At 73.4% G+C, this 24225-nt stretch carries 28 protein-coding genes; 15 read left to right on the top strand and 13 right to left on the bottom strand.

Translation table 11 applies throughout. The annotated features are described in order from the left end of the window. The first annotated feature begins 3 nt into the window (after positions 1–3). Positions 4–267 carry a hypothetical protein gene (locus tag JQN84_RS26565; protein WP_088644067.1) on the top strand — a complete coding sequence of 88 codons (264 nt, stop codon included), beginning with the start codon at positions 4–6 and terminating at the stop codon, positions 265–267. A 142-nt stretch (positions 268–409) separates the two neighbouring features. On the opposite strand, the gene JQN84_RS26560 is transcribed toward JQN84_RS26565, so the two are convergent. After that, a complete protein-coding gene (locus JQN84_RS26560) occupies positions 410–1714 on the bottom strand; it encodes an MFS transporter (protein WP_204961291.1) in 1305 nt (434 codons plus the stop codon). Positions 1715–1875: 161 nt separating this feature from the next. On the opposite strand from JQN84_RS26560, the gene JQN84_RS26555 reads away from it, so the two are divergent. Continuing rightward, complete coding sequence (locus JQN84_RS26555) at positions 1876–2088, top strand: hypothetical protein (protein ID WP_088644069.1); 213 nt, start codon at positions 1876–1878, stop codon at positions 2086–2088. A gap of 15 nt (positions 2089–2103) precedes the next feature. Here the strand turns inward: JQN84_RS26555 and JQN84_RS26550 are convergent, their stop codons facing one another. Beyond that, complete coding sequence (locus tag JQN84_RS26550) at positions 2104–2937, bottom strand: hypothetical protein (RefSeq protein WP_204961290.1); 834 nt, start codon at positions 2935–2937, stop codon at positions 2104–2106. 206 nt (positions 2938–3143) lie between these two features. On the opposite strand from JQN84_RS26550, the gene JQN84_RS26545 reads away from it, so the two are divergent. Together JQN84_RS26545 and JQN84_RS26540 are read left to right on the top strand one after the other, a co-directional pair. Further along, positions 3144–4073 (top strand): hypothetical protein, encoded by a 930-nt coding sequence (locus JQN84_RS26545; RefSeq protein WP_204961289.1) that lies wholly within the window; start codon positions 3144–3146, stop codon positions 4071–4073. A gap of 188 nt (positions 4074–4261) precedes the next feature. After that, on the top strand, positions 4262–4627 hold the full coding sequence (locus tag JQN84_RS26540; RefSeq protein WP_204961288.1) for a DUF6401 family natural product biosynthesis protein: 366 nt from the start codon (positions 4262–4264) through the stop codon (positions 4625–4627). A 62-nt stretch (positions 4628–4689) separates the two neighbouring features. Here JQN84_RS26540 and JQN84_RS26535 read toward each other — a convergent pair whose 3' ends face one another. Then, on the bottom strand, positions 4690–5562 hold the full coding sequence (locus JQN84_RS26535) for a mechanosensitive ion channel family protein (protein WP_204961287.1): 873 nt from the start codon (positions 5560–5562) through the stop codon (positions 4690–4692). Positions 5563–5749: 187 nt separating this feature from the next. Between JQN84_RS26535 and JQN84_RS26530 the strand changes: the two genes are divergently transcribed. The 3 genes from JQN84_RS26530 to JQN84_RS26520 all read left to right on the top strand — a co-directional run bounded on the left by JQN84_RS26530 (position 5750) and on the right by JQN84_RS26520 (position 9884). Continuing rightward, positions 5750–7870, top strand: a complete 2121-nt coding sequence (locus tag JQN84_RS26530) for an ATP-binding SpoIIE family protein phosphatase (protein WP_204961286.1) — start codon at positions 5750–5752, stop codon at positions 7868–7870. A 166-nt stretch (positions 7871–8036) separates the two neighbouring features. Beyond that, a complete protein-coding gene (locus JQN84_RS26525) occupies positions 8037–8417 on the top strand; it encodes a hypothetical protein (protein WP_204961285.1) in 381 nt (126 codons plus the stop codon). Positions 8418–8588: 171 nt separating this feature from the next. Continuing rightward, a complete protein-coding gene (locus JQN84_RS26520; protein WP_204961284.1) occupies positions 8589–9884 on the top strand; it encodes a cation:proton antiporter in 1296 nt (431 codons plus the stop codon). A 29-nt stretch (positions 9885–9913) separates the two neighbouring features. On the opposite strand, the gene JQN84_RS26515 is transcribed toward JQN84_RS26520, so the two are convergent. Continuing rightward, a complete protein-coding gene (locus tag JQN84_RS26515; RefSeq protein ID WP_204961452.1) occupies positions 9914–10852 on the bottom strand; it encodes an NAD(P)/FAD-dependent oxidoreductase in 939 nt (312 codons plus the stop codon). A 94-nt stretch (positions 10853–10946) separates the two neighbouring features. On the opposite strand from JQN84_RS26515, the gene JQN84_RS26510 reads away from it, so the two are divergent. Then, positions 10947–11159 carry a DUF3072 domain-containing protein gene (locus JQN84_RS26510; RefSeq protein ID WP_088644100.1) on the top strand — a complete coding sequence of 71 codons (213 nt, stop codon included), beginning with the start codon at positions 10947–10949 and terminating at the stop codon, positions 11157–11159. A gap of 2 nt (positions 11160–11161) precedes the next feature. Here the strand turns inward: JQN84_RS26510 and JQN84_RS26505 are convergent, their stop codons facing one another. The 3 genes from JQN84_RS26505 to JQN84_RS26495 are packed head-to-tail and all read right to left on the bottom strand — an operon-like array spanning position 11162 to position 14373. Further along, a complete protein-coding gene (locus JQN84_RS26505; RefSeq protein ID WP_204961283.1) occupies positions 11162–11662 on the bottom strand; it encodes a metallophosphoesterase family protein in 501 nt (166 codons plus the stop codon). Positions 11663–11704: 42 nt separating this feature from the next. Further along, the gene (locus tag JQN84_RS26500; RefSeq protein ID WP_204961282.1) at positions 11705–12484 is read right to left on the bottom strand and encodes an SDR family oxidoreductase; all 780 of its coding nucleotides are present in this window, start codon (positions 12482–12484) and stop codon (positions 11705–11707) included. 41 nt (positions 12485–12525) lie between these two features. Further along, positions 12526–14373 carry a glycoside hydrolase family 15 protein gene (locus tag JQN84_RS26495; protein WP_204961281.1) on the bottom strand — a complete coding sequence of 616 codons (1848 nt, stop codon included), beginning with the start codon at positions 14371–14373 and terminating at the stop codon, positions 12526–12528. A 184-nt stretch (positions 14374–14557) separates the two neighbouring features. On the opposite strand from JQN84_RS26495, the gene JQN84_RS26490 reads away from it, so the two are divergent. Beyond that, positions 14558–15145 (top strand): YflT domain-containing protein, encoded by a 588-nt coding sequence (locus tag JQN84_RS26490; RefSeq protein ID WP_088644078.1) that lies wholly within the window; start codon positions 14558–14560, stop codon positions 15143–15145. 161 nt (positions 15146–15306) lie between these two features. On the opposite strand, the gene JQN84_RS26485 is transcribed toward JQN84_RS26490, so the two are convergent. Together JQN84_RS26485 and JQN84_RS26480 are read right to left on the bottom strand one after the other, a co-directional pair. Further along, positions 15307–15498 (bottom strand): DUF397 domain-containing protein, encoded by a 192-nt coding sequence (locus JQN84_RS26485; protein ID WP_204961280.1) that lies wholly within the window; start codon positions 15496–15498, stop codon positions 15307–15309. Then, on the bottom strand, positions 15489–16256 hold the full coding sequence (locus tag JQN84_RS26480) for a DUF5753 domain-containing protein (protein WP_204961279.1): 768 nt from the start codon (positions 16254–16256) through the stop codon (positions 15489–15491). The genes JQN84_RS26485 and JQN84_RS26480 overlap by 10 nt, the downstream gene beginning before the upstream one ends. 430 nt (positions 16257–16686) lie before the next feature. On the opposite strand from JQN84_RS26480, the gene JQN84_RS26475 reads away from it, so the two are divergent. Together JQN84_RS26475 and JQN84_RS26470 are read left to right on the top strand one after the other, a co-directional pair. Beyond that, on the top strand, positions 16687–16968 hold the full coding sequence (locus tag JQN84_RS26475; protein ID WP_281899052.1) for a hypothetical protein: 282 nt from the start codon (positions 16687–16689) through the stop codon (positions 16966–16968). Further along, entirely contained in the window at positions 16965–17219 is a 255-nt protein-coding gene (locus JQN84_RS26470; RefSeq protein ID WP_281899054.1) for a flavin reductase, read from the top strand. Before JQN84_RS26475 ends, JQN84_RS26470 begins: the two co-directional genes overlap by 4 nt. Before the next feature lie 64 nt (positions 17220–17283). On the opposite strand, the gene JQN84_RS26465 is transcribed toward JQN84_RS26470, so the two are convergent. Continuing rightward, positions 17284–17880: a DUF1684 domain-containing protein gene (locus JQN84_RS26465; RefSeq protein WP_204961278.1), complete on the bottom strand. Its 597-nt coding sequence runs from the start codon at positions 17878–17880 to the stop codon at positions 17284–17286. A gap of 334 nt (positions 17881–18214) precedes the next feature. Beyond that, entirely contained in the window at positions 18215–18742 is a 528-nt protein-coding gene (locus tag JQN84_RS26460) for a GNAT family N-acetyltransferase (protein WP_204961277.1), read from the bottom strand. Between the two features lie 136 nt (positions 18743–18878). On the opposite strand from JQN84_RS26460, the gene JQN84_RS26455 reads away from it, so the two are divergent. Then, a complete protein-coding gene (locus tag JQN84_RS26455) occupies positions 18879–19361 on the top strand; it encodes a MarR family winged helix-turn-helix transcriptional regulator (protein WP_204961276.1) in 483 nt (160 codons plus the stop codon). A gap of 10 nt (positions 19362–19371) precedes the next feature. Next, complete coding sequence (locus JQN84_RS26450; protein ID WP_204961275.1) at positions 19372–20358, top strand: pirin family protein; 987 nt, start codon at positions 19372–19374, stop codon at positions 20356–20358. Between the two features lie 61 nt (positions 20359–20419). Here JQN84_RS26450 and JQN84_RS31980 read toward each other — a convergent pair whose 3' ends face one another. Continuing rightward, positions 20420–20548: a hypothetical protein gene (locus JQN84_RS31980; RefSeq protein ID WP_255554078.1), complete on the bottom strand. Its 129-nt coding sequence runs from the start codon at positions 20546–20548 to the stop codon at positions 20420–20422. Positions 20549–20685: 137 nt separating this feature from the next. Between JQN84_RS31980 and JQN84_RS26445 the strand changes: the two genes are divergently transcribed. After that, positions 20686–22275 (top strand): phospholipase D family protein, encoded by a 1590-nt coding sequence (locus tag JQN84_RS26445; RefSeq protein WP_204961274.1) that lies wholly within the window; start codon positions 20686–20688, stop codon positions 22273–22275. Here the strand turns inward: JQN84_RS26445 and JQN84_RS26440 are convergent. Further along, positions 22204–22977 (bottom strand): hypothetical protein, encoded by a 774-nt coding sequence (locus JQN84_RS26440; protein ID WP_307821443.1) that lies wholly within the window; start codon positions 22975–22977, stop codon positions 22204–22206. The genes JQN84_RS26445 and JQN84_RS26440 overlap by 72 nt on opposite strands. Positions 22978–23295: 318 nt before the next feature. On the opposite strand from JQN84_RS26440, the gene JQN84_RS26435 reads away from it, so the two are divergent. After that, complete coding sequence (locus JQN84_RS26435) at positions 23296–24117, top strand: SigB/SigF/SigG family RNA polymerase sigma factor (protein ID WP_088644086.1); 822 nt, start codon at positions 23296–23298, stop codon at positions 24115–24117. The last annotated feature ends 108 nt before the right edge of the window (positions 24118–24225 follow it).

Raw genomic sequence — 24225 nt, 5'->3', positions numbered from 1 at the left:
GGTATGACGGACAACGACGGCAGGGTGTGGCGGGACGAGCGGAAGACACCGCTGGAGGAGCTGGACCGGGCGATCGCCAGGTCCACCATCGACGGGCAGGCCGACGACCCGACCGGCAACGACGCAGGCGAGGAGGCCGCCTTCGGGCACGGCCCCGAGCCGGTGGACCGGGGGGCCGGCCCGCAGGCCGAGCGCCGGGAGATGACCGACACCGAGCGCGCCTACCGCCCCTCCACGACGGGACGTACCGGGCCCGACACGATGTGACGGTCGGCGTCGGGGCCCGCGTCGGGTCGGGGTCGGCGGCATGGGGGCCGATGATGCGGTGTCCCGGTCGAACGACACCGCATCATCGGCCCAGAAGCCCGATTGCCCTGGCTGGCCGAGCCCGAAAAGGGCGGAAGCGGGCTCAGTGGGTGGGGGGCGGCGCGGCGGTCTGGCGGGCGGCTGCGGCGTGCGCCACCAGCAGCGCCACCGCCAGCACGGTCAGCGCCGGGCCGAGCAGCCGCACCGAGATGTCGCCGAGCAGCACGCCGAGCCCAGCCGGGATGAGGGCCGCCCCGATGCCGGCGGCGCCGATCTGCACGCCGATCACCCGGTCGGCGTGCTGCCGGCCGACCCGTTCGGCGGTGCTCAGGGTGAGCAGCGGGAACACGGGCGCGGCGGCGAACCCGAGGACGACCAGGCCGGCCACCGTCACCCAGCCCGGCCCCGGCAGCGCGATCAGCACCGCGCCGACGGCCATGCCCAGCAGGCTGCCCCGCAGCACCCGGGCGGTGCCGAGCCGCTCGGCGACCAGCCCCTGCACCACCCGGCCGACGAAGAGGCTGCCCCAGTAGCCGGAGACCGCCACCCCGGCGGCCTCAGCGGACACCCCCCGCCCCTCGGTGAGCAGCAGGAACGCGTAGAGCCCGGCGGACACCTCGATGGCCACGTAGACGGCGAAGGCGAGCGCGCCGAACCAGACGGCGGGCAACCGGAGCGTGTCGGCGATCCGCACCCCCGCCGGGCCACCGGCCGACCCGCCACGCCCGGCCACCGCCGGACCGTCGACCGGTCCGGGGTGGCCGGCCGGCGCGACGACGCTGTCGTCGGGCCGCGCACCGACCGTCCGGTCGACCGGCGCGGCGGGCGACGGCGGGGAGCCGGCCGTGCGGTCCCGCCATGCGCCGACGGTGAGCGCGAACGCGGTGGCCAACGCGAGCTGGGCGGCGGCGGTGACCGCGTACCCCCAGCGCCAGCCGGCCCCGGTGCTCAGCATGGCGGTCATCACCAGCGGGCCGATCGCCACGCCGAGGCCGAAGAAGGCGTGCATCCAGTTCATGTGCCGGGGGCCGAACGCCCCGGCGGCGTACGCGTTGAGACCGGAGTCGATCGCCCCGGAGCCCAGGCCGAGCACCAGCGCACAGCCGATCAGCACGGTCAGCGCCGGGGCGCTGGCGTACCCGGTCAGCGCGAGGCTGGCCAGCAGGGTGCTGCCGGCCAGCAGCCGGCCCACGCCCAGCCGGGCGAGGGTGAAACCGGCCAGGACGCTGGAGGTCAGGTACCCGATCGTGCCGGCGGTGAGCACCAGCCCGACCGCGCCGGTCGGTACGCCGAACTCGGCGCTGATCGAGGGCCAGCCGACGCCGAGCAGGCCGTCGGGCAGGCCGAGACTGACGAAGGCGAGGTAGGCGAGCAGGAGCAGTGAGGTACGGGGCGGAGCGACGGACACGGAGGCTCATCCTGCCGCATCACCGAGAACGGGTCGACGTGATTGTCGCCTCCCCCGAACCGGTGGTTTGGAACGCCCGAGCGGGCAGTAAACCGGACAGGTCGTCCAGAATCCGCCGTTCGGCTGCCGGTAATCCGAAGGGGTCGCGCAAGACTTTCGGGATGCAACAGGGCTCCGGTTTCCTCACCCCTCGTCAGCGTCGTCTGGCTTGGCTCGGCTTCCTGCTCGCCGCCGTCCAGGCCCCGGTCTCCGCCAGGTTCTCCTCCGACGACTCGTGGCTGTTCAGCCTCTGCGTCGCGCTGATGGTGGCCACCGTGATCATCGCCGACGACGCCAGCCGTCGTCGCCCGGCCGACGCCACCAGCGCGGACTGACCGCCCGGCGGCCCGTCAGGGGGTCGGGCCGGGGAACTCCCGCTGCGGGCAGCTCAGCGGGTGCGCCGGGTCGACCCGGTGCAGGGCGTACCCGGTGCCCTGGGTCGGGACGTGTGTGCTCGGCGCGCGGTCGCCGATCTGGATCAGGGCGTGCCAACCGGTGCGCTGCGCGGTGTACCTGGTGCAGCCGTCGATGACCTCGGTGTGCTGCCGGGCCGCCACGGTGGCCCGGCCCTGGACGAAGCTCGTCGGGTCGGCCGGGTCGCTCCCGGCCAGCAGCAGCGAGGATGCGGCCGTGGTGGTGTGCGCCCAGAACGACTCCCCGGCCGTCAGCCAGAGGTCGGCGACGGTGACCACGTCGTGGTCGACCAGGCTGGAGAAGGTCAGGTCGGGGTCGGCCGGGCCGGTGGTGCCGGAGTGTGTCACCGGCGGCAGGGTGATCGTGGCGGTGTCCGTGCGCTGCTGTACCCAGTACACGCCGGGGGTGTACGCGCTGACCACGGCCGTGTAAGCGCCGAACGGCAGGTGCCCGGCCGTGGAGTCGACCACCACGAAGTCGGTACGACCGAGCCCGTAGACGCTGGTGGCGAGCGTGCTGCCGGCGGCGTCGCGCAGGGTCAGGTCCCAGTCGGCGGTGGCGGCGGGCTGGACGGCGACCACCGACCAGTGCCGCTGGTAGGTGCGGTAGGTGTAGTCCTGCGCGGTCCGGGCGATCTGCACGTCGCCGTCGCCGAGCGCGGTGCCGGCCAGGGCCGCTCCGGGCTGGGCGAGCGGCACGGTCAGGGCCAGGGCGAGGGTGCCGGCGAGGCGCGCGCCGAACCACCGGCGGGCGGAACGGGACAGGGCCATCGGTGGGATTCCTTCCGGGTGGGAACTGGACTGTAGCGACGCCGGACCGCCCGGGGCGTCGTCCCGCGCTGTCGGATATCGGCCCCGCCACGGCGACCGCCGGTGTGCGACCTTGTCGACACCCCGCCGCACACCGGCACCGGCCCGGCACCCGCCGCGCCCCGGTCGCCGTACTCCGGCACCCCCGACCCCGAGGAGCGCCGACCGTGACCAGACGACCGACGGTGTGGATGTGGCTGTTGAGCCTGCTGGCGGTGGTGGCGCTCGCCCCGACGCCGGCGTCGGCCGCGCCGCCGGTGGGCGAGCGGGACGCCCGCGACCTCGCCGCCGTACGCAGCGCCGCCGCGCAGGCGTCGTGGTCCACCGGCCCGGTCGCACCCGGCGTCACCCAGGGCTGGGTGTGGAACAACGCCAACCCGCTGAACGCGGCGTACCAGGTGGGGCTGTCCCCCACCGGGGCCGGTGACCTGACCCCCTGCCAGTTCGAGGTGACCCGGACCTGGTACTCCCGGGAGCCGGGCGGCGAGCGGCGGTTCCACTTCATGGTCGCCAACAGCGGCACGCTCACCTGCACGGCCACCGTCCTGCTGTCCTGGCTGACGCCGACCCACGACTGGTCGACAGGGGCGCTCGCGCCCGGGGCCAGCGGCAACTACGGCTGGGTGGAGCAGATCGCGCCCACCGTGTCGTACCTGCTGGGGGTGACGCCGACCGGGGCGACCGCGACGGCCGCCTGCCAGCTGGAGATCACCCGCAGCTGGTACCGGCAGGAACCGGACGGGGTACGCAAGTTCTACTTCGTGCTCCGCAACATCGGCACGATCACCTGCTCCGGCCAGTTCCAGCTCGCCCAGACCGGCCCGTCGGCGTCGTGGCCGACCGGGACGCTCGCCGTCGGGGCCTCGGCCACCTGGACCTGGAACAACGCCAACCCGCTGAACGCGGTCTACCTGCCCGGCCTGGCCCCGACGGGGGCCGCCGCAGGCAACGCCTGCCAGTTGGAGGTGACCCGCAGCCGGTACGTGCAACGGGCCAACCCGGACGGCTCCCGCCAGCGGCAGTACGTGCTGACCGTCGGCAACGTCGGGCAGCTGCCGTGCGGCGGCACCGTCCTGCTCGGGTCACTGACCCCCTGACGCACCGGGGGATTCCGGCACCGCGTCCCGTTGCTGTCCGCCCGGACGCCGACGGTGGCCGGTGCGCCGTCTGCCCGCCGGGGCGCGGATCGGTCCCGGTGGCCGAGGGCCGGTCGGCCGCCGGGGGAACCCGTACCGGCCGGGTGGCCGACTCCGCCGGGGTTACCGGGTGGTTAACCTCGATCCTCATGCGAGTGCCGTACCCCCAGGTCGCGACCCGGACCGCCGTACGGGCGGCGCGCTCCCACCTGGCCCTGCTCAGCGCCTCGGTCGGTGCCCCCGGCCTCGCTGCCGCCGCAGCCCGGCCCGGCCTGCTCGCGCTGGTCGACCAGCACGCCGCGGCGATCCGGGACAGCCTCGACGGTGACCGCCGGCCGCTGACCCCGGCCGCCCTGGCCGGCTACGCCGAGGGCGTCCGCGACACCGCCCGGGAGCACGGCCTGCTCCCCGAGGGCGCGGCGGACTTCACCGCCCCGGACTGGGTGCTGGTCCGCCTGCTCGCGGTCTGCGCCCTGGCCCGCACCCTCGACCCCCGGCACCTCGACCCGGCCTGACCCGGTCCACGCCGGAAGGGTGCCCGCCTCGCGCGGACACCCTTCCCGGTGGTACTGCCGACTCAGCTGCCCGGACGGCCGAACTGCTGGGTCTCGTCGCCGGTGCCGGACTGGTAGGTTCCCCGACCGCCGGCCATCGTGCGGGCCTCGTCGACGCGCGGCATGGCCTGCGTCCGCTCGCCGCCCCGGTCGGCCATCTGCCGACCCATGTCGCCCTGCCCGGCGGCGCGGGCCCGCCGGTGCTCCTGGACCGCCCGCGACTCCTCGGCCGCCCGGTCCAGCCAGCCGTCCCAGCGGGACTGCATCGGCTTCACCAGACCGCCGCCGACGCCGACGATCAGGATGCCGGCCACGGTGGCGAGCACCGCGATCAGGACCGGCGTGGTGACCGTGGTGGCGATGCCGACCTGGTTCAGCGCGGCGATCACGCCGAGCGCCAGGATGAAGATGGCCGTCAGGTCGGCCAGCACCTTGCCGTACGACAGGCCGCCGAGCGCACCGGAGACCAGGTCCCGCACGGCGTTGGCGATGGCAGCGGCCACGACCACGATGACGATCGCGATGAACGCCCGCGGCAGCCAGGCCACCACCCCCCGGATGAGGTCGCTGATCGCGTTGGGCCCCCACACCCCGAACGCGAACTGCAGGGTGAACAGCAGCACCGCGTAGTACGCCAGTCGGGCCAGGATGTCACTGGCGTCGTACTTGGTGCGTTCCAACGCGCGTCTGATCCCGCCCCGTTCGACCGCCCGGTCGAAGCCCACCCGTTCCAGCGCCGCGTCCACGATCTTGAGTACCGCGCGGGCGATGAGCCAGCCCACCACGAGGATGACGATGAACGCGATGGCTCTCGGCACGAACAGCAGCACCGACCGCCACATGTCGGTCAAGGCGCTACCGATGTCGACCTGCCTGACCGCAAGGGTTTCCGGCATGATGTCCCTCCTGTCCAATGGACTGCGCCGCCCGGTTACCCGTCCGCCGCAGCAGCACGCCGGAGAATCCGCACCGATTTTCCCGACATGTCTGTAGAAAACCCGCCGGAACTACACGAAGGTCGGCGTCAGTGGAGGCGACGGGCATGATCGGGTCACCCGGGCCGGCTCCGGATAGGCTGCGGGCATGCCAGGCACGGTCGGGCGGGTCCCGACGTCACCAACCCCCGCACCGGGGCCGGCCGGGGTCACACCGGAGGCGGCAGCCGTGCCCGCCCACCCGTGGGCCGACACCCCGCTGGGTCCGCAACAGGGTTGGGACGTGACCATCCGCGTCCTGGTCGACGTGATCCTGTCCTGCCCCGTACCGATGGCGCTGCACTACGGCGACGACTTCGTGCTGCTCTACAACCAGGCGTACGCGGAGGTGATCGGCGACCGGCACCCGGACGCGATGGGCCGGCCCGCCCCCGAGGTCTACGCCGACCTGTGGCACACCCCCGGCGTCGGCGAGGTCATCGAGCGGGCCTACCGGCACGGCGAGTCCTTCCTCCAGAAGGAGTCGGTGCTCCCCATCCACCAGCAGGGCACCGGCGAGCACACCGTCTTCACCCGGGGCCACTCCCCGGTCCGCGACAGCACCGGGCGGATCGTCGGCGTGCTCACCGTCGCCGCCCAGACCAGCCAGCTCACCCAGCAGTTGCAGAGCCTGTCCGACTTCGCCGCGGCGCTGTCGGGCACCCTCACCCTCGACGACGTGGCCCGGGTGACGCTGCGCTACGCGCTGCACTCCTTCGACGCCGACCAGGTCTCCTTCGCCGTCGACGACGGCCCCGCCTGGCGGCTGGTCCGCCGGATCCGGGGCGAACTGCTCGACGAGGCCGACGAGCGGCTGCCCCCGCTGTGGCGACCGGTCCCACCGGACACCACCGCGCCGGTGGTGGTCGGCGCGCGCAGCGGGGTGCCCTTCTTCGCCGGCGACGGCCAACCGCTGCGGGACACCGCCGTCGACCGGCACGACCAGAAGATCCGCTCGCTGGCCGCGCTGCCGCTACGCTCGTCGGTGATCCGCGGCGGCCTCGCCGTGGGCTACCAGACCCCGCACGGCTGGACGGCGGCGGAACGGGCGCTGCTGGCCGCCTCGGCCGAGCTGGTCGGCCAGGCGGCGGAGCGTGCCCGCCGGTTCGAGACCCAGCACGGTACCGCCCAGCTGCTGCAACGCAGCATGCTCCCGGAGCAGTTGCCGACGCTGCCCCGGCTGCGCATCGCCGCCCGCTACGACCCCGGTGTCGACGGCAACGCCGCCGGGGGCGACTTCTACGACGCGTTCCTGCTGCCCTCCGGTGACCTGGGCGTGGTGCTGGGCGACGTCGCCGGGCACGACGTGCAGGCGGCGGCCCGGATGGGGCAGGTACGCGCGGCGCTGCGGGCGCTGGCGTTGACCGATCCCCGGCCGGACGCCGTCCTGGCCGGGCTGGACCGGCTGGTGGCGAGCCTGGGCACCGAGACCGGCACCCACGAGCTGTTCGTGACGGTGGCCTTCGGGGTGGTCGACGCCGACCGGGGCGAGATCACTCTGGCCAGCGCCGGGCATCCCCCGCCGCTGATCCGGCGGTCCGGGCCGGACGGCGTCGCCACCGCCGCCTTCGTCGAGCTGCCGACCGGCGCGCCCCTGGGGTTGGGCTGTCGGCCGCACACCGCGACCGTGCCCTTCGCCCCCGGCGACACCCTGCTGCTCTACAGCGACGGGGTGGTCGAGCGCCGGCGACAGAGCCTCACCGCCGGCCTGGCCGGGTTGGCGGCGGCGGTGGCCGGGGCCGCCAGCGGTGACCCCCGGGCGCTGTGTGCGGTCGCCACCGGCGCGGTCCCCGGCGCCACCGAGGACGACGTGGCGGTGCTCGCGGTCGAGCACGCGCTCAAGCCGAGCCGGTCGGCGGGGATGGAGATGCCCGCCGAGCCGACCGCGCCCAGCCGGGTACGCCACTGGATGACCGCGCAGCTGGCCGAGTGGCAGGTGCCCGAGGCGGTGATCGGTGCGGCGGTGCTGTGCACCAGCGAGCTGACCACCAACGCGTTGCTGCACGCCGGCACCGCCGCCCGGGTGGAGATCGACCTCAGCCCGGAACGACTGCTGGTGTCGGTGGCCGACTCCGGCACCCGGGGCACGGTGACCCGCGCCCAGACCGACACGCTGAGCAGCCGGGGCCGGGGCCTCGGGCTGATCGAACAGCTCTCCGACGCCTGGGGCACCGACCCGACGGTACGGGGCTCGACGGTCTGGTTCGAGATCCTCCTGCCCACCGGCTGACCGGGATTGCCCACCAGCGGTCCGGTCGGTCCCCGGCTGCGGACCAAGCCCTCGCCGTCGGCTCGAACCCGTCTGCGATCCTGACCCCATGAAGCCCAACCTGCACCGGATCTCAGGAAGGCAGGACCACCTGGCGGCAGCGATCCTCAAGCGCGTACCAGGTCGTATGGATCAACAGTTCGTCGATTCCCTTGATCCGGCCGTTGCGCTGGCGCTGGGCCGGTACGGCGTCCGTTCCGCCACGCGGGCACTCCGGCAGCACGATCCCGACCTGCTACGCCGTTCCCTGCTCGCCACCGGGCTCGCCGGCTGTCTGGAGGACGACGACGCCCGGGACCTCATGGTGGGACTGGCCCTGCCCTGGTACGTGGCCCGGCAGCTCCACGTGCCGCCGGAGGCGATGTTCACCGACGTCGCCGACCGTCTTCCGGACGGCACGGTCGCCGAGGTGTTCCGGACCTTCGGCACCCGGACCGACATCACCCTGGAGGCATTCGGTTGGCAACTGGTCACCACACCCGACGGCCCCGACTTCTGTCCGGTGTGATGAACGCTGACCGCTTCGACACGCGGGAGTGGCCGTCGGGGTCGGCCATCGGCGGCCACTGATCGACCGCCCGTGCCGGGACAAGCCGGACACCCAGGCTTAGCCCGGCCGGTCACGGGGCACAGTCCCACCCCCGCCCACGCTCGTGGCCGGGGGTGAGAGGCGGTCGGGGTGGAACTGGTCGATGTCGAGTTCGCGCTGGTGGGCGTGGGTGCCCTGCTGGCCGGGGTGCTCCCCCGCCTGCTGGAGCGTCGTCCGCTGTCGATGCCGATAGCGTTCCTCGGCCTCGGGATGCTGGTCTTCGCCCTGCCGATCGGGCTGCCCGCGCCGGACCCGTTGCGGTACCCGCAGGTCGCCACCCACCTGACCGAGATCGGCGTGATCGTGGCGTTGATGGGTGCCGGCCTCAAGATCGACAGACCGTTGAGCTGGCGGAAATGGTCGTCCACCTGGCGGTTGCTGGCGATCGCGATGCCGCTGTGCATCGCGGCGGTGGCGCTGCTCGGCTGGTGGTGGGCGGGACTGGTGCCGGCCGCCGCGTTGCTGCTGGGCGCGGCCCTCGCCCCCACCGATCCGGTGCTCGCCTCGGACGTCCAGGTGGGCGAACCCACTGACGCCGAGGACTCCGAGGACGAGGTGCGCTTCGCGCTGACCTCCGAGGCCGGCCTCAACGACGGCCTGGCCTTCCCGTTCGTCTACGCGGCCATCGCGATCGCCACCGCCGGGCTGGCCCCGTCGGGCTGGTTCGCCGAGTGGTTCACCGTCGACGTGCTCTACAAGCTGGCCGTCGGGATCGGCGGCGGCCTGCTGATCGGCTGGCTGCTCGGCAAGCTGTTCTTCCGCGCCCCGAGCGAGCTGCGGCTGGCCCGGCACGCCGAGGGCTTCCTCGCGCTGGCCGCCACCTTCCTGGCGTACGGGCTGGTGGAGGTGGTCGGCGGGTACGGCTTCCTGGCCGTGTTCGTCGCCGCGCGGGCGATCCGGGCGGCCGAGCGGACCCACGAGTTCCACGCCGTGCTGCACGACTTCGCCGAGCAGACCGAACGGCTGCTGACCGTCCTGCTGCTGCTCCTGTTCGGTGGCGCGGTGATCACCGGTCTGCTCGCCCCGCTCACCTGGCAGGCGGCGACGGTCGGGCTGGCGCTGGTGTTCGTCATCCGGCCGCTGTTCGGGTGGCTGTCGCTGCGCGGCGCACCGGGTCGCCCCGCGGAGCACTGGGTGATCGCGTCGTTCGGCATCCGCGGCGTCGGCTCGTTCTACTACCTGGCGTACGCCACCACCAAGGCGGACTTCGCCCAGGCGGACCTGATCTGGGCGACGGTCGGCCTGGTGGTGGTCGTCTCGGTGGTGGTGCACGGGATCGCCGCGACCCCGGTGATGCAGTTGCTGGACCGGGCCGGTGAACGCACCGCCGACCCGTCGGAGCGGGGTCGGCGCGACGAACCGGCCCTGGACGCCGCCCGGAGCTGACCGGGCACCGGACCGGGCCGGCCGCACGGTCAGGTGAGCCGGCGGGCCAGTTCCCGGCCCAGGTCCCGGCCGGAGCGCCAGGCGCTCTGCACCCGGGGCCTGCCGAAGGCGTCCCCGGCCAACCCGACCAGGTCGTCGTCGAGGAAGAACGTCCCGTCATGGTCCGGCTCGACCGGCCGGGCGTACGTCCACCGGTGCACGTGGGTCAGCTCGGCCGGGTCCGGCAGGCCGAGCAGGTCGCGGACGGCCTCCTCGATCGCCGGGCCGGCACCCCCGGGCTGGGCCAGGTGCCCGGCGGCGAACTCCGGCGTGGTGTGGGCGACCAGCACCGGGGCGGCGTCGCCGCGCCGGTCGCCGTCGTCGCAGACCAGGGCGAGCACCGGGTGGTCGTTGACGAACGCGCCCCGGAAGTCGGCCCACCGCCGGCCGGGGAAGCGCAGCACCGCCGCGAGCACCGGCGACCACCGCTGCCGTACGGCGGCCCGGGTGGCCCCGCTCAGCGCCGGGTCGAGCAGCAGGGCGGCCTGCGGACCCGGGGTGCACAGCGCCACGGCGGCGGCGGGCTCCCCGTCCACCAGCGGGCCCGGCGCGACGCCCGACACGAGCCGGTCGACGGTCACCGGCAACTCCCGGGCCAGCTCCTCGACCAGGGAACGCAGGCCACGCGGGGCGGCCCAGCGGACCGGTCCGGGCACCTCCCGCCGGCCGTCCGGGCCGTACGCGACGAAGGTGTCGGTCCACTCCCGTACCAGCCCGGCGGCCTGCCAGCGCCGGACGACCTCGACGAAGTCCGGGTCGTCGGCGGTGAGGTACGCCGCCCCCAGGTCGGCGGGGCGGCCGTCGAAGCGTCGGCTGGCCATCCGGCCCCCGGCCACCCGACCGCGTTCCCGGACCTGTACCGGCACACCTGCCCGCGCCAGTTCCCCGGCGCACGCCACCCCGGCGATGCCGGCACCCACCACGATCACATCCGTGTCCACCGGATGATCGTAGGCACCGCGACCGGCATGACCTGGCGGCCGGCGGGGTATTGGCACGGCTGTTCGAGGAGAGGTGAACGTGATGACCGACAACGACCAGCTGCCCGACCCGCGTGGGGCGATCAAGGATCCGGACGAGTGGGTGACCGGGGACGAGCCGCCGACCGCCGCCCAGGAGTCGTACCTGCACACCCTCGCCCGGGAGGCGGGCGAGGAGGTGCCGGACGACCTGACCAAGGCAGAGGCGTCCCGGCGGATCGACGAGTTGCAGGAGGAGACCGGCCGGGGCCGGTGACCTCAGCGGGGTGGCAGGCGGTGCAGCACGACCCGGTCGAGCTGTCCCGCCGCCACCTCGGCGGTCAGGTACGTGGCGTACGGCTGGGCCCGCCGGTCGGTGGGTGAGCCCGGGTTGAGCAGCCGCAGGCCGCCCGGTGCGACGCTGTCCCACGGGATGTGCGAGTGGCCGAAGACGAGCAGGTCGCGGTCGGGGAACCGGGCCGCGCAGCGCTGTTCCCGGCCGGTCTTCGGACCCGTCTCGTGCACCACCGCCACCCGCAGGCCGGCCAGCTCCACCTCGGCCACCTCGGGCAGCCGGGCCCGCAGGTCGGGGCCGTCGTTGTTGCCGTACACGCCGACCAGCCGACGGGCCCGGTCGGCCAGCCGGTCGAGCAGCCCCACCTCGACCCAGTCACCGGCGTGCAGCACCACGTCGGCGGCGTCCACCGCCGCCCACACCTCGTCCGGCAGGTCCCGGGCGCGTCGGGGCAGGTGGGTGTCGGCGATCATGAGCAGCCGCATCAGGCGGGCCTTCCGGGCGGGGGCCGGGCGCGGCCGGCCGGCTCAGGCGCCCTGGCCCTGATTCTGCATCAGGCCGCCGTCCATGAAGTACGTCGACCCGGTCACGTAGTCGGCGTCGTCGCTGGCCAGGAAGACGGCCAGTTTGGCGATCTCGGCCGGTTCGGCGGCCCGCTTCCACGGGATGCTCTGCACCTGCTCTTCCAGGTACTTCGGGTCGTCGATGGCCTCCTGGTTGAACGGGGTGAGCACCATCCCGGGTCCGATGTTGTTGACGTTCATCCGCATCGGGGCGACCTCCAGGGCGAGGCTCTTGGCCAGTTCGAGCATGCCGCCCTTGCTGGAGTCGTAGTCCGCCCCGCCGGCCCGGGCGACCTCCTGGTGGATCGAGGTGATGTTGATGATCTTCCCGCCGCCGCCCTGGTCGCGGCGGTGCCGGACGAACCGCCGGCAGCAGAAGAACATCCCGTACAGGTTGGTGCGGATGCACCGGTCCCAGGTCGCGGTGTCCAGGTCGGCCACGCCGATGCCGGAGGCGTCCACCCCGGCGTCGTTCATCAGCACGTCCACCGTGCCGAACGCCGCCAGCGCCTCGTCGAACATCGCCTCGACCTGATGCTCGACGCTGATGTCGCCCTGCACCACCACCGCCCGTCGGCCGGCCTTCTCGATCTCGGCCCGGGTGTGGTCCGCGCCGGCGTGATCGTGCAGGTAGTGCACCACCACGTCCGCACCCTCCCGGCCGAACTCGATCGCGGTGGCCTGCCCGATGCCCGAGTCCGAGCCGGTGATCAGGGCGGTGCGGCCGGTCAGTCGTCCACTCATCAGCGTGTTCCCTCCGTCGGTCCCGTGCCGGTCGGCACGGCTCAGGTCGACGTCGCCACGACGTCGGTGCCGGTCGTCACGAAATGCGGCCGGTCGGTGGCGAGGTCGCGCCGTCGTTCGGCGATGTCGGTGAGCAGGCCGGCCGCGTTGATCAGGCCGATGTGCGAGAACGCCTGCGGGAAGTTGCCCACCTGTTCGCCGGTGGCCTGGTCGATCTGCTCGGCGTAGAGGCCGAGGTCGTTGACCCGGCCGGCGAGTTGCTCGAACAGCCGGGTGGCCCGCTCCTGCTCGCCGGCCAGGGCCAGGCAGCTGGCCAGCCAGAACGAGCAGATCACGAAACCGGCCGGGTCACCGTCCCAGCGGCGCAGCAGCCCGTCGCGGGACAGCCGCCGCTCCACCACGTCGATGGTGGAGCGCATCCTCGGGTCGGCGGCGGGCAGGAACCCGACGAGCGGCATGAGCAGCACCGAGGCGTCCAACCGGTCGGAGTCGAAGGCCCCGGTGTACGCGCCCAGCCGGTCGTTCCACCCCCGCCGCAGCACCGCCGCGCGGACCTCGTCGCGGGCCCCCGCCCACCGCCGGATGTCGGCCGGGTCGCCGAGCCGGGGGCCGAACCGCACCGCCCGGTCCAACGCCGTCCAGCACTGCACCTTCGACGACACGTAGTGCCGTTCGGCGTCGCGGGCCTCCCACATGCCGGAGTCCGGCAGACGCCAGCTGTGGACCGCCTGGTCGGCCAGCGCCCGCAGCAGGTGCCGCACGTCCGGCGACATCGGGTCCAGGTAGTGCCGCATCAGCCAGGCGGCGTCGAGGATCTCGCCGAGCACGTCGTTCTGCCGCTGGGTCCAGGCGTCGTTGCCGACCAGCACCGGTCGGCTGTCGGCGTAGCCGCGCAGGTGGTCGAGGGCGTGTTCGGTGAGGTCCCGCTCGCCCTCGACGCCGTACATGATCGGCACCCGGCCGTCGTCGATGCGGCCCATCGCCCGCGCCACCCAGGAGAACTGCCGGTCGGCCTCGTCCGGGCAGGCCGAGCGCCACAGCGCCTGGAGGGTGAGGCTGAAGTCGCGGACCCAGACGTAGCGGTAGTCGTAGTTGCGGTCACCACCCACCTGTTCGGGCAGCGAGGTGGTGGCCGCCGCGACGATCGCGCCACTGGGCTGGTAGGTCATGCCCTGCACCACCATCGCGCCGAGTCGTACCTGGTCGCGGTAGAGACCCTGGTAGTCGTGCAGGTCGGCCCAGGAGCGCCAGCCGGTCACCGCGTCGGCCACCACCCGGTCGGCGGCGGGCAGCGCCGGTTCGCCGCCGTCGTAGGTCGGGGCGTACCCGAGGGTGAGCCGCAGGGTGTCCCCGGCCCGGACGGTCGCCCGGCCGACGGCATCGCCGTGCCGGCAGGCCAACGGTACGTCGGAGCGCAGGCTGAGCCGGCACGCGCCGGCCCGCGCGTCGATCACCCCGGCGGCGTGGGTCAGGTACGCGGTGACCCGGCCGTACTCGAACCGGGGAGCGAACTCGACGCGTACCGGCACCTCGCCGGAGAGCCCCTCGACCAGCCGGGCGAGGACCCGGGGCGAGCGCAGGCCGATGTCGTGCCCGCGCGCCTCCGGTTCCAGGGCCAGCGCGTCGGTGACCGCCACCGAGCCGGTGCCGGTGTGGAAGACGGTACGCAGCACCAGCGAATCGTCCAGATAGGAGCGGGACACCCGGACGTCGTCGCCCTCCGGGGTGATCGACCAGTGCCCGGCCCGGTCGTCGAGGAGCCGGCCGAAGACCGACGGGCTGTCGAACCGGGCCGGGCACCACCAGTTGACCGAGCCGTGCCGGTCCACCAGCGCGGCGCTGCGCCCGTCGGCGAGGAACCCGTGCTCGCTGATCCGTCCGCTGTCCACGGGGCGGGTTACCCGGGCTCCTCGGCGCGCATTCCTCGACCACACCGTCTTCTGTCCGCCCGTGACCCTCGCTCCGGCGGCCCCAGCCTCCCGGCGTCATCCAGGTCGGGCCCGGATTACCGGACCTGCCGGCGTTACCTCGACGGGCCCACGGGAACGCCGGTCGTTGACGAAGGAGGAGGCCATGACCAGAGCAGCGAACCCGACCGCCACCTGGCGACCCGGGATGCCGGGCGGCGACAACCTCCCGTCCGGTCCGGCCGGCCGGCCGGCGACCCCGCCGGGGGACGGACACGGCCCGCAGGGCGGCCCGCCCACGGTGACGATCGGCGCGTACCCGGACTACCCGTCCGCGCAGCGCGTGGTGGACTACCTGGCCGACAACCGGTTCCCGGTGGAGCACACCGCGATCGTCGGGACCAACCTCACCCTGGTGGAGACGGTGCTCGGCCGGCTCACCACGGGACGCGCCGCCCTGCTGGGTGCCGGCACCGGCGCGTGGTTCGGGTTGTTCATCGGCCTGTTGTTCGGCATCTTCACGGTCGGCAACTGGCTCGCGGTGATCCTGGTCGGCCTGGTGATCGGCGCGATCTGGGGTGCCGTGTTCGGCGCGGTGGCGCACGCCATGTCCGGCGGCCAGCGCGACTTCACCTCGGCCAGTTCGCTACGCGCCGGCCAGTACGCGGTGACCGTCGACGCCGCCCTGGCCGACCAGGCGCGGCAGATGCTCGGCCGGATGCACCTGACCCCGACCGGGGCCACCGCCCGCTGACCCGTCCGACCCCGCCGCCGTCCCGACGCGCCCAGCGTCGGGGCGGCGGTCGCGTCGTCGGCCCCTCACCGGGGCGGGCGGCCCGGCCATGACACGCCGGGAGCACCCGTCACCCGGGCAGCGAGGAATGCCCCGGCCGACGGGGGCACTGGGATTTCTGGCTAGCGGGACGCCCTCGCGAAGTCCACGAACCCCCGCCACGCACCCGGCGCGAACGCCAGCGTCCCACCCGCACGGTCCTTCGTGTCCCGCACCAGGACGACGCCGGGCAGGTTGTCGGCGACCTCGACGCAATTCCCGCCGTTGCTGCCGCTCCTCGTGCTCTTACGCCACCGCGCGCCGGTCATGTCCATGTCGCTGCCACTCTCCTGATGAGATCGAGAGATTGCGTCCGGGGTAGGGCCTCGCCGACTATGCGAGCCCAGCTACGTTCAAGGCTAGCGATTTCTGCCGCGTCGTCGGTGATGTGCGCCCTGGCCGGACCGTCCTGATGCGCCAGCCGCGCACCGTCCGGCAGCTCGGCCAGCACGAACGGACCGCCCATGCCCAGATAGATCGGCGTGTCGAGCGGCACGACGTGCACCTGCATGCACGGCAGTTCGGCGCAGGCCGCGATGTGCTCACACTGCTCGCGCATCAGCTTGCCGTCGCGTCCTGCGCGCCGCCGGAGGGCCGCTTCATCGATCACCGCGACGACGAGCGGAGGCTCTGGCCGGTGGAGGATCGCCTGCCGCTGCATCCGCGCCGTCACCAGCTCGTCCACCTCCTCGGGGGTGGGGGTCGCCAGCGCCAGCGTCGCCCGCGCGTACGCCTCCGTTTGCAGGAGCCCCGGCACCCACGCCAGTTCGAACCCCCGCAGCACCACCGCCTCGCGCTCGATGTCCGCCCAGCGGCGAAACCAGACCGGCTCGTGGCGCTTCAGCGCGTCCGGCCAGAGGTCCAGGACGTCGCGGCCCAGGACCGCCGCGACCTTGGCGCGATGCCGGGTCTGCGGGATGCTCCCGTGGCGTGCCCACCTGGCTGCGGTTTTCGGGTCGACCCCGACCTGAGCTGCCAGGCTCTCGGCGGTCTCCCCGGTCTGCGCCATGGCCTCTTTGACTGCCAGATTCATCCCGCTCCCTCCCATGTTGCGGCCGAACGTTCCGAACGTCTGCCTGCATATTGCTACGCGGTGTGTTTGCTCCACAACCCTCGGCAAGGTGGAGTCCAGAGCGGCGCCGCCGGTCGGAGGGGAGATCCGCCGGCCGCGTCTGCTGCGGGGGCCGTCTCCTGTGGAGGGGCAGGAGGCGGCCCCCGTTCCATCCACCGCTACGAAGGGGGAGCACCGTGCCGGACACGCCGGAGCCCGACAGCCCACCGCCGCCCGAGCCGCGCCGCAAGCCTGACGACGACCCGCCACCGGCACGCCCGTCGGTGCCCGGCCCGATCGGGCCGTTCGTCCCACCGTGGCGGGGCCCCGGCCGGCTGGCGAACGCCGTCCCCTGCCACCGCCGGGCTCACTGCCACCGCCGGGCCCCTCGGCTGGAACGGGAGCCAGCCCGGTGACCCCGCACCCGATCCGCCCCGGTGACGTGCTCCACCTGACGCGCGCCGCGAGCGTGCAGTTCATCCGTCCGATCACGGTACGGGTCATCCGGGTGCTCACCGACCGGCACACGTACGACGGTTGGTTGTGGATCGACGCCTACGAGCTGGACGCAGCCGGCGACGCGGTCCGGCGGCGGACCCTGTTCCTGATGCCGGCCGGAGCGACGCGCCCGGAGCCCGGCCCCCGTCGACCGGCTCCGCGCAGGCCGATCCCGGGAAGGGCCGTGGTGGCGTGACCGAGCTGCTTCCCGGCCGGCACACGCCGCTGCCACCCACCTGGCTCTGCCGGATCGACGCCCACCCGTGGCCCTGCGGGGAAGCGAAACTCGCGCTCCTCGCGGCGTACGCCGACGACCGGCCGGGCCTGCTGACCCTGCTGTCGACGCTCAGGGAGGAAGCCGAAGACCAGCTCACGCAGCTCGACGGCGGCAGAACCGTGGACGCGACCGACCGATTCCTGACCTGGGCATGCCAGGCCGGCCGCTGACCTCACCTCTCGCCGAGCGACGGGGCGGGTGGGGCGGGGCGGGTAGGGCGGGGACGTGGCAGGGTCAGCGGTCGCGGCGGGGATAGACCAGTTCACCGGCCCGGATCGGGGTGGCGAGCCGGTTCTCCGGGGGTGCCAGCGGGCAGGCCCAGGTGTCGTCGTAGGCGCAGCTGGGGTTGTAGAGGTAGTTGGCGTCGAGGCGTACCCGGTGACCGGGGAGCACGGTGAGTCCCCGCCCGAAGGTCCCCTTGACCGTGTCGGTGAGGTACCGGCCACCGCCGTACGTCTCCCGGCCGCTGGTGCCGTCGCGGACCGGCACGAACAGTCCCCCGCCGTACGCCTCGATCCACCACAGGGTCAGCGGCCCCCACGGCGTCTCCGCGACCGCCACCCGCCGGTAGCTCACCACGCCGTCCGGGCCGCCGGTGTCGATGGTCTCGGTGCCGGAGGCGGGGCGTAGCGGGGCCTCGACCACCGCCCCCGGGTCCGGCGGGAACCAGCCGAGCCCGGGGAAACCGGCCCGGTCGGCGGCCGGCAGCGGGCTGGCCGGGTGACTGCGGAACAACTCGTCCCGGGCGGCCCGGAAGCCGGCCAGATCGGTGTCGGACAGGTAGAGCGCAGCGGTGCGTTCCCGCCAGTCGAGCACATCGAGGTCGTCCACCCGTCGACCCTAACCAGCCCCCGAACCGCCGCCCCCGGTGATCAAGAGGTTCGCGTCAGTATCGGGCTGAACGATGACGCAAACTTCTTGATCACCGGGGACAGCGGCGCCCACGGGGCGGTGATCAAGAAGTTTGGGCCGGAAATCGGCCTCAACGTGACGCAAACCTCTTGATCACGGGACGCTCCACCGGGACAACGCGCCGAGCGGCGGTGATCAAGAGGTTTGGGTCAGCATTCGGCTCAATGGTGACGCAAAGCTCTTGATCACCCGGGACAGGGCAGGGCCGGGGCGGGGCGGGGCGGGGGCGACGGGTGAGCGGGAGCGGAGCGGGTCAGGTGTCGGTGGCGAGGCGGGCGTGCAGGTGCTCGTCGTGGCGGTGGCCGTCGCCGTAGCGGTGCGATTCGCGCAGTGTGCCCTCCCAGCGGTAGCCGGCGCGGGTGGCGACCCGGCAGGAGGCGGGGTTGTCGACCGCGTGGCACAGCTCGATCCGGTGCAGGTCGAGGTGGGTGAAGGCCCAGTCGGTGAGCGCCCGCAGCGCGCCGGAGGCGACCCCCCGTCCGCGCGCCGGCCCGGCGGTCCAGTAGCCGACGGCGGCGTTGCCGTGCCGGATCTGGTGGACGGAGACCGCACCGAGCAGCGTCCCGTCGGCTGCGTCGGTGACCGCGACGGAGACATGGCTGTCGTCGCTGCGGTCGGCCCGCCTGGTGATCCACGCGGCGGCGGTCGCCAGGTCGGTCACCCCCTGCCCGTTCCACCTGACGATGTCGGGGTCGACCAGGGCGGCCAGCACGGCCGGCGCGTCCGCCGCCCGCCAGGGGCGCAGCACCAGGCCGGGTGCGGTGATCTGTACGGGTTCCACCGGAGCAGTCTGTCAGCTCGCCACCCACCGGGTCCTTTCAAATCCTGAACTTCCTCCCGTCAAGGAGGACTGTCTCGCTGCTCACACGGGCATCAGTGAGCTTGTTTAAATTTGAAAGAGTGCTACTGTTCGAGCCATGACGGAGAGCCTGGACAGCGAGCGGATGGCTTGCTGGCGTGCCTACATCGAGGCCAGCCAGCGGCTGTTCACCCAGCTGGAGGACGATCTGCGCGCCGACGGTGGGCTGAGCTTCGCCGACTACCACGTGCTGGTCCTGCTCTCCGAGGCACCCGGCCAACGGCTACGGATGGGCGAGCTGGCCGCCCGGTTGGTCTTCTCCCCCAGCCGGCTCACCTACCAGATCTCCACCATGCAGCGGCGGGGTCTGGTCGCCCGGCAGTCCTGCCCCGGGGACCGTCGGGGCAGCGAGGCGGTGCTCACCGCCGCCGGGCTGCTCGCCCTGCGTGAGGCCGCGCCGGGGCACCTCGCCTCGGTCCGGCGGCACCTGATGGACGACCTCGACGACGCCGAGGTCGCCACCCTGACCCGGGTCTTCGACCGGCTCGGCCGGCGGCTGCGCGCCGACCGGGACGCGTCGTCCACCCACCGCGACACCTGAGGAGCCCGTGATGCCCGCGATCACCGTCGACGACGTCCTCGTCCTGCCCCGCCTGCCCCGGCTCGACGAGACCACCAGCTACCGGCCGGTCCGCCGGCTGACCACCGCCCCCAGCGGCTACGAGGGTGAGGGTTTCCCGGTCCGCCGCGCCTTCGCCGGGGTGCCGATGTCGGATCTCGACCCGTTCATCCACCTCGACCAGATGGGCGAGGTGGACTACGCGCCGGGCGAGCCGAAGGGCACCCCGTGGCACCCGCACCGGGGCTTCGAGACCGTCACCTACATGATCGACGGGATCATGGACCACCAGGACTCGCAGGGCGGCGGCGGCACCATCACCGACGGCGACACCCAGTGGATGACCGCCGGCAGCGGCCTGCTGCACATCGAGGCCCCGCCGGAGCACCTGGTGGCCAGCGGCGGTCTCTTCCACGGCCTCCAGCTCTGGGTCAACCTGCCCCGGGTGGCCAAGATGATGCCGCCGCGCTACCAGGACATCCGTGGCCGGGAGTCGGCGCTGCTGACCACGCCGGACGGCGGCGCGCTGATCCGGATCATCGCCGGTGAGATCGCCGGGCACCGGGGGCCGGGGGCGACCCACACCCCGATCACCATCGCGCACGTCACGCTAGAGCCCGGCGCGGAGCTGGACCTGCCCTGGCGGGCCGACTTCAACGCGCTGGTCTACGCGCTCTCCGGTCGCGGCACGATCGGCACCGACCGGCGGCCGTTCCAGGGCGGCCAGCTGGCCGTGCACGGTGCGGGCGACGCGCTGCGGGTGACCGCCGCCGGCAAACAGGACGGCAACACCCCGGCCCTGGACCTCTACATCATGGGCGGAAAGCCCATCCGGGAGCCGGTGGCGCACTACGGGCCGTTCGTGATGAACACCCGCGCCGAGCTGATGCAGGCCTTCGAGGACTTCCAGGCGGGCAAGCTGGGCGTGGTTCCCGCCCAGCGGCTGCCGCACACCGGCGGCCAGGGCGACCGCCCCTGAGACCGACCTGCGACGGGCGTCCCGGTGTCACCCCGGGACGCCCGGGGCGGGACCGCGTCGGTCAGGACACCGCGAAGATCCCGGCCACCCCCAGGATCACCATCAGCAGCACCGCCAGGATCGCGCCGCCTTCGCTCTCGACCGCATCCGTACGGTCCTCGGTCGCGGGGTTCGTCGTCTCGGCGGGCATGGGCCTGGCCTCCTCGGCGTGCACGGCTTCGTGGGGTGCGGTAGGCCACCGTCCGGGCGGGTTCCGGCAGACCCGGAGTGCGTACCGACGGTGGGGGTCCTACCGTGAGGACGTCGTCGACCTCGGGAGGTTGGAACGTGGCGATCGAGGACTGGTTCCTGACCGCTGAGGAACGCGCCAACCCGGTCTCCGGGATACCCGTCTGGACGTCCGGAAACCTCGCCGAGCCGTTGATTCACGGCTCGGCGTACTTCGACCGCCTGGTCACCGAGGTCGAGGCGCTCGGTGCGGGCGACCAGCTCTTCTTCACCGACTGGCGGGGCGACCCGGACGAGCGGATGCGCCCGGACGGCCCGACGGTGGCCCAGCTCTTCGCCCGGGCCGCCCAGCGGGGCGTGCTGGTCAAGGGGCTGCTCTGGCGCTCCCACCTCGACTCGTTGTCCTACAGCGAGGCGGAGAACCGCGACCTGAGCGAGACGGTCAACGCCGCCGGTGGTGAGGTGCTGCTCGACCAGCGCGTCCGGCGGGGCGGGTCGCACCACCAGAAGCTGGTGGTGCTGCGCCACCGCGACGCCCCGCAGCGGGACGTCGCCTTCGCCGGCGGGATCGACCTGTGCCACAGCCGCCGCGACGACGCCGACCACCACGGCGACCCGCAGGCCCTCGCCATGTCACCGAAGTACGGCCCACATCCGCCGTGGCACGACGTGCAGCTGGCCGTCCGGGGCCCGGTGGTCGCCGCGCTGGACACCACGTTCCGGGAGCGGTGGACCGACCCGATGCCGTTGGACTCGGAGAACCCGCTGGCCTACCTGCGGGACCGGCTGCGCGGCTCCGACCTGAGCCCCGATCCGCTGCCCGACCCGCCGGCCGACCCGCCGCCCTGCGGCCCGCACCACATCCAGGTGCTGCGCACCTATCCGGCGGTGCGTCCCCGCTACGCGTTCGCCCCGGACGGCGAGCGGACGGTGGCCCGGGGCTACACCAAGGCGGTACGCCGGGCCCGCCGGTTGATCTACCTGGAGGACCAGTACCTCTGGTCGACCGAGGTGGCCGAGCTGTTCGCCGAGGCGCTGCGGGACAATCCCGACCTGCACCTGGTCGCGGTGGTCCCCCGCTACCCGGACGTCGACGGTGCGCTGGCGCTGCCGCCCAACACGGTGGGCCGGGAGCAGGCGCTGTCGCTGTGCGCGCGGGCCGCGCCGGACCGGGTGCACGTCTTCGACGTGGAGAACCGGGCGGGCGACCCGGTCTACGTGCACGCCAAGATCTGCGTGGTCGACGACGTGTGGGCCAGCGTGGGCAGTGACAACTTCAACAGGCGGTCCTGGACGCACGACAGCGAGCTGTCCTGCGCGGTGCTCGACGAGACCCGCGACGAGCGGGCCCCGGTCGACCCGGCGGGTCGGGGTGACGGGGCCCGGGTGTTCGCCCGGGACCTGCGGCTGCGGTTGTGGCGTGAGCACCTGGACCGCGACCCGGACGGTGCCGACGACGCCGACCTGCTGGACCCGGCCAGCGCGGTCGCGGCGATCACCGCCTCGGCGGACGCCCTGCAGCGGTGGCACGACTCCGGCCGCTCGGGCCCCCGGCCGCCGGGCCGGCTGCGTCCGCACCGGCCGGAGCGGCTGCCCTGGTACACCCGGCTGTGGGCGCTACCGGCGTACCGGCTGTTCTACGACCCCGACGGCAGGCCGCTGCACGCCCGCCGCAAGGGCACCTGGTAGCTCCCGCCGGTCGGGGCCGACGTGGGCGGGGTTGGGGTAGCGGGTCAGCCCGCCCGGATGGGCGAACGAGGTGCGCGGGGCGTAGCAGCCGTTGGCGATGAGCAGGGGGTTCTCCGGGCGCAGCGCGTAGCTCGGGTGCCGGGGGTCGAGGAACTCCACCGACTCGATCTCGAACGGGCTGACCGGTTCGGAGACGTAGGGGTAGACCCCGCTGAACAGCTCGCCGTCGCGCCGGGTGAAGTAGCGGTGGTGGCCGGCGCGCAGCTCATGGCCGGTGTGGCCGATCCGGGCCCGGGTCCGGATCAGCGGGACACCGCCGACCTCGGTGTCGGCGACCAGCACGTCACCGCGTACCCGCAGGGTGGTGCGGCCCAGGACGGCCGGCGCGCCCCGGGCGACGGCGTAGTCCCGGACCCGGGGGCTGGAGGTGACGTAGTGGGTCCACCAGCCGCCGGGGGTAACCCTGTCGGGCGCGTCGACCCCGGCGAGGGCCACCCCCAGGTAGGTCAGCGAGTGGGCGCCGAGGCCGGAGGTCTGGGCGGCGTCCTCGACGACGTACTGGTTCATGAAGACCTGCCGGTCGGGCCGGGGGCACAGGCCGGGTGGGACCAGGGCGGCGACCGCGTCCGGGTCGGCCGGCGACCAGCTGAAGCGCAACGTACGGCTGTCGACGACGAGCTGCGGGTCCGCGGGGTCGAGCACGTGGTCCTCCGTACGGCGATGGTCTCAAGCGACGCTACGGGCGGCCCCGTCGGCGGGACAAGGACGGATAGCCGACACCGTTACCGCGGCGTCGGGTTCCGGGGGGGCCGACCGGTTCGACAGGTGCCCGCGATCACAGTCGACGCGAACCATGTCCGATAGTGCAGTTTTGTCGTCGAAAATCACTTAAGTACATCAGCCTTTCGGCTAGATTTCCGTTCACCGATCAGGCTATGGTGGCTTCCGAACGGCCCATCTGAAGCTAAACCGAAGCGTCACGTCTTTTTGATCGCGGACGAGGTGCAGGGAGGACCACCAATGACCGCGCCAACCATGAGCAAGCCGGCGGCGACACCGTCCACCACCGAGAAGCTGGACCCGCGTGCGCTCACCGACAGCGCCGCCGACCTGCTGAACGCGATGGCCGCGCTGCCCGCCGGCCACCCGTCCCGGGCGGCGCTGCGCGACCGGGCGATCGAGGCCTGGCTTCCGCTGGCCAACCACCTGGCCCACCGCTACAGCGGCCGGGGCGAGCCCACCGACGACCTGGCCCAGACCGCCGCGGTCGGCCTGATCAAGGCGATCGACAAGTTCGACCCGTCGCGCGGTGTCGACTTCGCCGGCTACGCCATCCCGACCATCATCGGCGAGCTCAAGCGCCACTTCCGCGACCGCACCTGGGACATCCGGGTCCCCCGGCGGCTCCAGGAGCTGCGGCTGGCCATCTCCGACGCCAACAGCTCGCTGTTGCAGACCCTCGGCCGCTCGCCGACGGTCGCCGACATCGCCGCCCACCTCAAGCTCACCGAGGAAGAGGTCCTGGAGGGCCTGGAGGGTGCCCGCGCCTACAACGCGGTGTCGCTGTCCACCCCGACCGGCGACGGCGACCGCGCCACCGAGCTGGGCGACATGCTCGGCGGCGAGGACAACGAGTTCGAGCTGGCCGAGCTGCGGGTCGCCCTCGGCCCGGCGTTGGCCACCCTCGACGAGCGCGAGCAGAAGATCCTCACCCTGCGCTTCTACGGCAACCTGACCCAGTCGCAGATCGCCGACCAGATCGGCGTCTCGCAGATGCACGTGTCGCGGCTGCTCGCCCGGGCCCTGACCAAGCTGCGCGGTCAGCTCGACGGCACCTACTGAGGGGATGGCGGCGGTCACCGGCCCGACGGGTCGGCGACGGCCACAGCCACGGGGCCCGGCCGGCGGTTCGCCGGCCGGGCCTTCCCGACTCCGGACGACCACCGGCCC

Source organism: Micromonospora humidisoli, assembly GCF_016900955.1.
In the GTDB taxonomy this organism is placed as follows: Bacteria; Actinomycetota; Actinomycetes; order Mycobacteriales; family Micromonosporaceae; genus Micromonospora; species Micromonospora wenchangensis.
The sequence above is the reverse complement of the archived record's forward strand: the minus strand, read 5'-3'. Positions and strand labels throughout refer to the sequence as shown.

Coding starts and splice junctions, on each gene's coding strand:
- JQN84_RS26565 (WP_088644067.1), top strand. CDS start 4: ATGACGGACAACGACGGCAGGGTGTGGCGGGACGAGCGGAAGACACCG.
- JQN84_RS26555 (WP_088644069.1), top strand. CDS start 1,876: ATGCAACAGGGCTCCGGTTTCCTCACCCCTCGTCAGCGTCGTCTGGCT.
- JQN84_RS26550 (WP_204961290.1), bottom strand. CDS start 2,937: ATGGCCCTGTCCCGTTCCGCCCGCCGGTGGTTCGGCGCGCGCCTCGCC.
- JQN84_RS26540 (WP_204961288.1), top strand. CDS start 4,262: ATGCGAGTGCCGTACCCCCAGGTCGCGACCCGGACCGCCGTACGGGCG.
- JQN84_RS26535 (WP_204961287.1), bottom strand. CDS start 5,562: ATGCCGGAAACCCTTGCGGTCAGGCAGGTCGACATCGGTAGCGCCTTG.
- JQN84_RS26530 (WP_204961286.1), top strand. CDS start 5,750: ATGCCAGGCACGGTCGGGCGGGTCCCGACGTCACCAACCCCCGCACCG.
- JQN84_RS26525 (WP_204961285.1), top strand. CDS start 8,037: ATGGATCAACAGTTCGTCGATTCCCTTGATCCGGCCGTTGCGCTGGCG.
- JQN84_RS26510 (WP_088644100.1), top strand. CDS start 10,947: ATGACCGACAACGACCAGCTGCCCGACCCGCGTGGGGCGATCAAGGAT.
- JQN84_RS26505 (WP_204961283.1), bottom strand. CDS start 11,662: ATGCGGCTGCTCATGATCGCCGACACCCACCTGCCCCGACGCGCCCGG.
- JQN84_RS26500 (WP_204961282.1), bottom strand. CDS start 12,484: ATGAGTGGACGACTGACCGGCCGCACCGCCCTGATCACCGGCTCGGAC.
- JQN84_RS26490 (WP_088644078.1), top strand. CDS start 14,558: ATGACCAGAGCAGCGAACCCGACCGCCACCTGGCGACCCGGGATGCCG.
- JQN84_RS26485 (WP_204961280.1), bottom strand. CDS start 15,498: ATGGACATGACCGGCGCGCGGTGGCGTAAGAGCACGAGGAGCGGCAGC.
- JQN84_RS26480 (WP_204961279.1), bottom strand. CDS start 16,256: ATGAATCTGGCAGTCAAAGAGGCCATGGCGCAGACCGGGGAGACCGCC.
- JQN84_RS26455 (WP_204961276.1), top strand. CDS start 18,879: ATGACGGAGAGCCTGGACAGCGAGCGGATGGCTTGCTGGCGTGCCTAC.
- JQN84_RS26450 (WP_204961275.1), top strand. CDS start 19,372: ATGCCCGCGATCACCGTCGACGACGTCCTCGTCCTGCCCCGCCTGCCC.
- JQN84_RS31980 (WP_255554078.1), bottom strand. CDS start 20,548: ATGCCCGCCGAGACGACGAACCCCGCGACCGAGGACCGTACGGATGCG.
- JQN84_RS26435 (WP_088644086.1), top strand. CDS start 23,296: ATGACCGCGCCAACCATGAGCAAGCCGGCGGCGACACCGTCCACCACC.